The 8,753-nt window shown below is 43.5% G+C and carries 7 protein-coding genes; all 7 read left to right on the top strand.

Annotated elements, in window-relative coordinates:
* Positions 1-163 precede the first annotated feature (163 nt).
* Positions 164-1,075: an arginase gene (gene rocF / locus AKG37_RS06340; RefSeq protein WP_060698038.1), complete on the top strand. Its 912-nt coding sequence runs from the start codon at positions 164-166 to the stop codon at positions 1,073-1,075.
* A gap of 183 nt (positions 1,076-1,258) precedes the next feature.
* A complete protein-coding gene (gene sigW, locus AKG37_RS06335) occupies positions 1,259-1,822 on the top strand; it encodes an RNA polymerase sigma factor SigW (protein ID WP_034324045.1) in 564 nt (187 codons plus the stop codon).
* Between the two features lie 14 nt (positions 1,823-1,836).
* Positions 1,837-2,463 carry an anti-sigma-W factor RsiW gene (gene rsiW, locus AKG37_RS06330; RefSeq protein WP_060698040.1) on the top strand — a complete coding sequence of 209 codons (627 nt, stop codon included), beginning with the start codon at positions 1,837-1,839 and terminating at the stop codon, positions 2,461-2,463.
* 216 nt (positions 2,464-2,679) lie between these two features.
* Positions 2,680-3,501: a diadenylate cyclase CdaA gene (gene cdaA, locus AKG37_RS06325; RefSeq protein WP_008344027.1), complete on the top strand. Its 822-nt coding sequence runs from the start codon at positions 2,680-2,682 to the stop codon at positions 3,499-3,501.
* Entirely contained in the window at positions 3,494-4,921 is a 1,428-nt protein-coding gene (locus AKG37_RS06320) for a CdaR family protein (RefSeq protein WP_060698037.1), read from the top strand. Before cdaA ends, AKG37_RS06320 begins: the two co-directional genes overlap by 8 nt.
* Before the next feature lie 25 nt (positions 4,922-4,946).
* Entirely contained in the window at positions 4,947-6,293 is a 1,347-nt protein-coding gene (glmM, locus tag AKG37_RS06315) for a phosphoglucosamine mutase (RefSeq protein ID WP_060698036.1), read from the top strand.
* 578 nt (positions 6,294-6,871) lie between these two features.
* On the top strand, positions 6,872-8,674 hold the full coding sequence (glmS, locus tag AKG37_RS06310; protein ID WP_008360582.1) for a glutamine--fructose-6-phosphate transaminase (isomerizing): 1,803 nt from the start codon (positions 6,872-6,874) through the stop codon (positions 8,672-8,674).
* The last annotated feature ends 79 nt before the right edge of the window (positions 8,675-8,753 follow it).

Here is an 8,753-nt window from a genome sequence, read left to right as displayed (position 1 = left end):
GTTGGTTCGAATCCAGCTAGCCCAGTTAAGACACCTTTTTCAAAAAAGGTGTCTTTTTTTTATGTGGGCAGAGGGAATGTATAACTATTCAAAATGTTGTTGAGTTGAGTCAGAAGGCATCAAGAAAGTAAAATATAAGCATGAACGGAAAGGGGATGTACATATGGGAGAGCAAAAGAAGGTCACGATTGTCGGAGTTCCAATGGACTTGGGCCAAACGAGAAGGGGCGTTGATATGGGACCGAGTGCGATTCGTTGTGCAGGCGTAAAAGAAAAATTGGAAACGCTCTCATTTGATGTGGAGGATCTCGGAGATATTCCAGTTGAACAAAGAGATGATGAAAAAGGTTTATATACAAGTGAAAAGCTAAAAAATCTAACCGAAAATGCCGGTGCGAATCAGCTGCTTGCTGAGAAGGTTGACAGTATTGTGCAATCAGGTTCGTTTCCGCTCATTTTAGGCGGTGATCACAGCATTGCGATTGGCACACTTGCTGGGGTAGCCAAGCATTATGAAAACTTAGGTGTCATTTGGTATGATGCGCACGGTGATTTAAATACGGAGGAAACCTCTCCTTCTGGAAATATTCATGGCATGCCGCTTGCTGTCAGTCTCGGTTTTGGTCATGCTGATCTAATAAACATTGGCGGTTATTCTCCTAAATTGAAGCCTGAAAATGTCGTTTTAATTGGTGCTCGATCCTTAGATGAAGGAGAGCGCGCATTGATTCGGGAGAAAGGCATCAAAGTGTATACGATGCATGAAATTGATCGTTTAGGGATGACAAGGGTGATGGAGGAGGCCATTGCGTATCTAAAGGAAAGAACAGATGGTGTCCACCTGTCACTTGATTTAGACGGGCTAGACCCGGCGGAATGCCCTGGTGTAGGCACTCCGGTAGCAGGCGGTATTAGTTACCGGGAGAGTCATCTTGCAATGGAGCTTTTGGAGGAAGCGGGTATTTTGACGTCTGCTGAATTTGTTGAAGTAAATCCTGTATTAGATGAGAAAAACAAAACAGCAGAAGCGGCTGTTGCGTTGATCGGTTCGTTAATGGGTGAAAAGCTATTGTAGAGCGGGACTTGTTCCCGTTCTTTTTTGTTTTCGGAAAATTTAAGGATATGTTAAGGTTTTTACCGGTTGATATGCGTAACACGCTGTCAAAAATTTGTTACACTATTTTTTAGAGGAGAATGAAACCTTTTGGAAAGAGGTTCGTATACATAAAGACCGGTGAAGGCAGAGGTTGAATATACTATGGACACAATGATTAAAAAGAGAATTAAGCAAGTGAAAAAAGGCGACCAGAACGCATTTACAGACATCGTAGACCTGTATAAAGACAAAATTTATCAGCTGTGCTACCGTATGCTTGGGAATGCACACGAAGCTGAGGATATTGCGCAGGAGGCGTTTATTCGTGCTTATGTGAATATCGAGAGCTTTGATGTGAATCGCAAGTTTTCCACGTGGCTGTACCGCATTGCAACCAACCTGACCATCGACCGTATTCGCAAAAAAAAGCCGGATTATTATTTAGATGCAGAGGTGGCAGGAACTGAAGGATTGAATATGTATTCTCAAATTGCTGCTGATGGCATTTTGCCAGAAGATGAGGTGGTATCTCTTGAATTATCGAGTACCATTCAGCAAAAAATTTTAAGATTACCCGATAAATATCGTTCGGTCATCGTATTAAAGTATATTGATGAACTCTCGTTAAAAGAAATTAGTGAGATTCTGAATATACCAGTTGGTACGGTGAAAACGAGAATACACAGGGGTAGAGAGGCTCTCCGGAAACAGTTGAGAGACCTTTGAGTGAGGTGATTTTGATGAGCTGTCAGGATAGAATCGTCCAGCTTATGCATCAGTATTTAGACGGGGACATTGAGCCCCAAGACGAAAAAGAATTAAAAAGCCATCTGCAATCGTGTGAGGAGTGCCGTACTCATTTTCAACAAATTGAGAAATCCATCGCGCTCGTGCAGAGTACATCTCATATAGAAGCACCATCTGATTTCACTGCAAAGGTGATGGCAGGTCTTCCAAAGGAGAAAAAGCGTGTGTCGGTTCAAAGATGGATCAAAGCTCACCCGCTGATGGTGGCCGCTGCCCTCTTTCTCATTTTGATGGGAGGCAGTCTGTTTACAAGCTGGAATACCGATCATAATTTCAGTGTGTCAAAGCAGCCGAATCTCGTTGTTGTAAATGATACAGTGACCGTACCTAAAGGGGAAACCGTGAAAGGTGATGTCACTGTCAAAAATGGCAAGCTGATTGTAGAAGGCAAGGTTGATGGAAATGTCACCGTCGTCAATGGGGAACAGCTGACTGCTTCTGCCGGACAAGTCACTGGTCAAATTAATGAAATTAATGAAGTGTTTGATTGGATCTGGTACAAAATGAAATCAACAGCACAAGATGCGATGCGGGTCATTGGGCCAGAGGAACAAAAGTAATTTAATTTGTTTAAGAGCAGTCTCTAAGGGGGCTGCTCTTTTTCTATATCACTGGTGAGAATCATACGTAATAGCAAGTCAGCCATATATGGCAACTATTTTCCTTGCTGAAACAAAATGTGGTATAATAGCCACGCTATGTATTGACACATAGGCTCTTTTTTTATTAAAAATGCATCAAACGAAGAATAACTGAAAATTCTGGAGGACGAGGAAATGGCTTTAGGGGATATTCCTTTTTTGCAGTACCTCGGTAATGCTGTTGATATTCTCGTTGTTTGGTATGTGATATATAAATTAATGATGGTCATCCGCGGAACAAAAGCGGTTCAGCTTTTAAAGGGAATTGTGGTCATTGTTCTCGTCAGGATGGGAAGTGCGTATCTCGGTCTGAACACACTTCAATGGCTGATGGATCAAGCGATTACGTGGGGATTCCTTGCGATCATTATTATTTTTCAGCCAGAGCTAAGGAGAGCGCTTGAGCAGCTTGGGCGCGGCCGTTTCTTCTCAAGAAGCGGGACACCTGTAGAGGAACAGCAGCAGAAAACGATCGAGGCAATTACAAAAGCAATTAACTATATGGCAAAACGCAGAATCGGCGCACTGCTGACAATTGAACGTGATACCGGGATGAATGATTACATAGAGACTGGAATTCCTTTGAATGCAAAGGTGAGTTCAGAGTTGCTCATTAATATCTTCATTCCGAATACACCGCTTCATGACGGTGCTGTTATTATGAAGCGGGATGAGATTGCAGCTGCAGCTTGTTATTTACCGCTGTCAGAAAGTCCTTTTATCTCTAAGGAGCTTGGGACGCGGCATAGAGCGGCAGTCGGAATTAGTGAAGTGACAGACAGCTTAACCGTCATCGTTTCTGAGGAGACAGGCGGCATTTCTGTCGCAAGAAATGGTGATCTCCACCGAGAATTGACAGAAGAAGCGCTTGAAGAAATGCTGATTGCTGAATTTAGTAAGAACAGCAAAGATGCTTCCTCGACCAAATGGTATTGGAGGGGCAAGAAAAATGGATAAGATTTTGAATAATCGCTGGGCCGTTAAGCTTCTTGCATTGGTCTTCGCTTTATTGCTGTATGGTGCAGTCAATTCAGCGCAAGCGCCCACGCCGAAAAAAATCGGTGAATCCTTTTTCCCAACATCGACGACAGATGAAGCAACCTTAACTGATATTCCTGTTAAAGCGTATTATGATGACGAGAAGTACGTCGTCACTGGTGTGCCGCAGACAGTCAATGTCACGATTAAGGGATCAACTAGTGCTGTGAAAACAGCAAGACAAACAAAAAATTTTGAAATTTATGCAGATATGCAGAACTTATCGACAGGTACACATAAAGTGGAGCTGAAGGCAAGAGATGTATCAAAGGGACTCACACTATCGATTAATCCATCTGTGACGACTGTGACGATACAAGAAAAAACGACAGCTGAATTTCCTGTTGAAACAGAATTTTATAATCAAAATAAAATCAAAGACGGTTATTCACCTGAACAGCCCATTGTGAATCCAAAAAATGTTACGGTCACTGGCTCAAAGGACGTGATCGACAAGATTTCTGTTATTAAAGCTTTTGTGAACTTAGAGGATGTCGATCAGCAAATTGAAAAGGAAGCGAAGCTCACTGTGTATGATAGCAGCGGGAATGAGCTGCCAGTCGAAGTAAGTCCGTCCGTGGTGGATATTACGGTCCCGATCTCGAGTCCGAGCAAAAAGGTTCCGTTTAAAATTGAGCGGACGGGCAGCTTACCAGATGGGATCAGCATTTCAAGCATTGAGACAAGCCCGAGTGAGGTCACAGTGTACGGCTCTCAAAAGGTGCTGGACGCACTTGATTTTATTGATGGCGTCAAGCTGGACCTAAGCAAGATTAAAGATGATACGGAGATTGATGCCGACATTCCGCTGCCAGATGGTGTGAAAAAGGTATCGCCCGAAACTGTTAAGATCAAAGTGAAGGTTGCAACAGCTGAGGAAAAAAAGATTGATAATGTGCCGATTTCTGTCGTGGGTCTGAGCAAGGATCTCACCTCTGATTTTGTGAGCCCATCTTCTGGACGGCTCACGATAACAGTGAAGGGATCAAAGAGTGCGATTGATAAACTAAAGGCTTCAGATGTTGAAGCCTATATCAATGTGGGGGACTTGAACGAAGGAACACACGAGGTCAAAGTTCAAGTGAACGGTCCTCAAAATGTGACATGGACATTATCGAGATCAAAGGTCAAAGTGAAACTTACTTCTACTGATACAGAGGATCAGCCGGCGTCGACGAGTGATCGAAAGGATCAAAAAGATCAAAAAGGTCAATCATCTGATGACGATGTTCAGGATGAGAAGAGTAAAGAAGAATCCACGCAAGATAAAGCAAAGAAAGAATCAAGTCAAAAACAGCCGGTCAAAGAAGATAAAAAAGAGGACAAAGCGTCCTCTTGAATGGTAAAAAAGGAGCGATTGAAACATGGGCAAGTACTTTGGAACTGATGGTGTAAGGGGTGTAGCGAATAGCGAATTAACGCCAGAGCTCGCATTTAAAGTTGGGAGATTTGGCGGCTATGTGCTCACAAAGGATAAAGAACGTCCAAAGGTACTCGTTGGACGAGACACACGTGTATCTGGTCATATGCTGGAAGGAGCACTCGTTGCAGGCTTACTTTCAATTGGAGCTGAAGTCATGCGTCTAGGTGTGATCTCAACATCTGGTGTGTCTTATTTAACGAAAGCAATGGACGCGGAAGCAGGTGTCATGATTTCTGCTTCTCACAATCCAGTTCAAGACAACGGAATTAAATTCTTCGGCGGTGACGGCTTTAAGCTGTCAGATGAACAGGAGAATGAAATTGAGCAGCTGATGGATCAGCCAGTCGATCAATTGCCACGCCCAGTTGGAGCGGCTCTTGGAACGGTCAATGACTATTTTGAAGGCGGTCAGAAATACTTGCAATTCTTGAAGCAGACAGCGGACGAGGATTTCACTGGTATTCACGTGGCGCTTGACTGTGCTCACGGTGCAACCTCTTCTCTTGCGACACATTTATTTGCTGATTTAGATGCTGATGTGTCTACAATGGGAACATCACCAAACGGACTGAATATCAATGATGGTGTCGGCTCCACTCATCCAGAAGCACTTTCTGCTTTTGTGAAGGAGAAGGGTGCAGATATTGGTCTTGCGTTTGATGGTGACGGTGACCGTTTGATTGCAGTCGATGAAAAAGGTGATATCGTAGATGGCGATCAAATTATGTACATATGTGCACGTTATTTGAAGGGTGAAGGCCGATTAAAGGATGACACTGTGGTGTCTACGGTCATGAGTAACCTAGGTTTCTATAAAGCGCTTGAGAAGCAAGGCATTAAGAGCATTCAAACCGCTGTTGGTGATCGCTATGTGGTCGAAGCGATGAAAAAGGACGGCTATAATGTCGGCGGTGAGCAATCAGGCCACTTGATTTTCCTTGATTACAATACGACAGGTGACGGCATGCTTTCTGCAATCATGCTTGTGAATACACTTAAAGCGACAGGGAAAACATTATCAGAGCTTGCGGCTGAAATGGAAAAGTTCCCGCAGCTTCTAGTGAATGTGAAAGTGTCTGATAAATATAAAGTAGAAGAAAATGAAAAAGTAAAAGCAGTGATTCAAGAGGTCGAAAAAGAGATGAACGGTGACGGCCGTATTCTTGTTCGTCCATCTGGAACAGAGCCGCTTGTACGTGTCATGGCAGAGGCAAAAACAAAAGAGCTATGTGATGAATATGTGGCTCGAATTACGGCTGTTGTGAAAGAGGAAATGGGTATTGAGTAACAGATGAGAGCGAACCGCTAAGCAGCGGTTTGCTTTTTTTTTCGAATAAACGACATAATTGGATGGATCTGTACGAATCATATAAGCGAGGGCAACTTGATGCTGTCTTCATACATAGGAGAGCACATCAGAGGTAGAACGTGACAAGCCTCATCGCATATAGTGTAGGGAGGTCTCACTTTCTCAAATGAATGGGATCACCTGTTACATTGTGATTGACGGAGGTCAGACCTTATAGTACAATCATCCTTGTGTTACTGGATTTTTATTCTATCAGGAAAGGCAGGGTAGATGTTCAGAAACTCTCTTATAATTATAGCGCCCGAACTAAGCGATCGGACGAAAGATGCTTAGTTGACGAGGATGGAGGTTATCGAATTTTCGGCGGATGCCTCCCGGCTGATCAAAAATAGAGATCACAGCCGTAAGTGTTTCTTTAAACCAAAGAGGTGACTCTTTGTACAAAGGGAATACACATGATCTCCCAAATTAAACATGTAGAGAGGGACGAAGAAATGTCCCTTCTATTTTAGTAGGCTTTCTTCGTCCCTTTCACATGATCGGGAGGAAGAATATTTATGTGTGGAATCGTAGGTTATATTGGTCAGAATGATGCGAAGGAAATCTTATTAAAAGGTTTAGAGAAGCTTGAGTACCGCGGGTATGACTCAGCAGGTATCGCTGTGGCAAACGAAGAAGGCGTGCATGTGTTCAAAGAAAAAGGACGTATCGCTGAGCTTCGGGAAGTCGTTGATGCAAACGTGGCATCTTCAGCAGGAATCGGACATACACGCTGGGCAACTCACGGTGTACCAAGCCATCTAAATGCGCATCCGCATCAAAGTGCTTCTGGCCGTTTTACGCTTGTTCATAACGGTGTCATTGAGAACTATGTACAATTGACACGCGAATATTTACAAGACGTCACACTAAAAAGCGACACAGATACAGAGGTTGTTGTTCAAGTCATCGAACAATTTGTGAATAGAGGTCTTGATACAGAGGAAGCTTTCCGTCAAACGCTTCTTCAACTAAAAGGCTCTTACGCGATTGCCCTTTTCGATAACGAAAACAAAGAAACAATCTATGTGGCGAAAAACAAAAGCCCATTATTGGTTGGTTTCGGCGAAGATTTCAACGTTGTGGCTTCTGACGCAATGGCGATGCTTCAAGTAACAAACGAATATGCGGAATTAATGGATAAAGAAATGGTCATTGTCACAAAAGATGAGGTTATTATTAAAAACCTTGACGGTGATATCATGACACGCCCTTCTTATATCGCTGAGCTTGATGCAAGCGACATTGAGAAAGGCACATATCCTCACTACATGTTAAAAGAAACGGATGAACAGCCGCTTGTTATGCGTAAAATCATCCAAGAATATCAAGATGAAAACGGCAAGCTGTCAGTCGCTGGCGATATCGCAAGCGCAGTAGCAGAAGCAGACCGCATTTATATTGTGGCTTGCGGAACGAGCTACCATGCTGGACTTGTCGGTAAACAATACATTGAAGACTGGGCGAAAGTACCTGTAGAAGTCCATGTAGCAAGTGAATTCTCTTACAACATGCCGCTTCTATCGAAAAAACCGTTGTTCATCTTCCTTTCTCAATCTGGGGAGACTGCGGACAGCCGTGCTGTACTTGTTCAAGTCAAAGAGCTTGGTCATAAAGCATTAACGATCACAAACGTACCAGGATCTACGCTTTCTCGTGAAGCGGACTTCACATTGCTTCTTCATGCAGGACCAGAAATCGCAGTAGCTTCAACAAAAGCCTACACAGCACAAATCGCTGTACTTGCGATCCTTGCATCAGTTGCAGCTGAATTAAACGGTCAATCTCTTGACTTTGATCTTGTGAAAGAGCTTGGTATTGTAGCAAACGCAATGGAAGCCCTTGTGGATCAAAAGGATGAAATGGAACAAATCGCTCGTGATTTCTTCACAGTGACACGTAACGCATTCTTTATCGGAAGAGGACTTGACTACTATGTGTGCCTTGAAGGTTCACTAAAACTTAAAGAGATCTCTTACATCCAAGCTGAAGGCTTTGCTGGTGGAGAACTCAAACACGGCACGATTGCTTTAATTGAAGAAGGCACACCGGTCATTGCCCTTGCAACGCAAGAGCACGTGAACCTTAGCATTCGCGGTAACGTCAAAGAAGTCGTTGCACGCGGAGCGAACCCTTGTGTCATCTCACTAAAAGGCCTAGAAGACGAAGGCGACCGTTTCGTCCTTCCAGCTGTACACCCAGCACTTGCACCACTTGCATCTGTTGTCCCATTACAGCTGATTGCTTACTACGCAGCACTTCACCGCGGGTGTGATGTGGATAAACCACGTAATCTTGCGAAGAGTGTGACGGTGGAGTAGGGATTAAATAAAATCGGATTTTTGATACCCCTTTAGATATAATTGTCTAAAGGGGTATTTTTGTGTCAGAAGAACTAGA

The organism is Bacillus australimaris (assembly GCF_001307105.1).
Taxonomy (GTDB): Bacteria; Bacillota; Bacilli; order Bacillales; family Bacillaceae; genus Bacillus; species Bacillus australimaris.
This window is presented reverse-complemented; position numbering and strand designations above follow the sequence as displayed.

Coding starts and splice junctions, on each gene's coding strand:
- rocF (WP_060698038.1), top strand. CDS start 164: ATGGGAGAGCAAAAGAAGGTCACGATTGTCGGAGTTCCAATGGACTTG.
- sigW (WP_034324045.1), top strand. CDS start 1,259: ATGGACACAATGATTAAAAAGAGAATTAAGCAAGTGAAAAAAGGCGAC.
- glmM (WP_060698036.1), top strand. CDS start 4,947: ATGGGCAAGTACTTTGGAACTGATGGTGTAAGGGGTGTAGCGAATAGC.
- AKG37_RS06320 (WP_060698037.1), top strand. CDS start 3,494: ATGGATAAGATTTTGAATAATCGCTGGGCCGTTAAGCTTCTTGCATTG.
- rsiW (WP_060698040.1), top strand. CDS start 1,837: ATGAGCTGTCAGGATAGAATCGTCCAGCTTATGCATCAGTATTTAGAC.
- cdaA (WP_008344027.1), top strand. CDS start 2,680: ATGGCTTTAGGGGATATTCCTTTTTTGCAGTACCTCGGTAATGCTGTT.
- glmS (WP_008360582.1), top strand. CDS start 6,872: ATGTGTGGAATCGTAGGTTATATTGGTCAGAATGATGCGAAGGAAATC.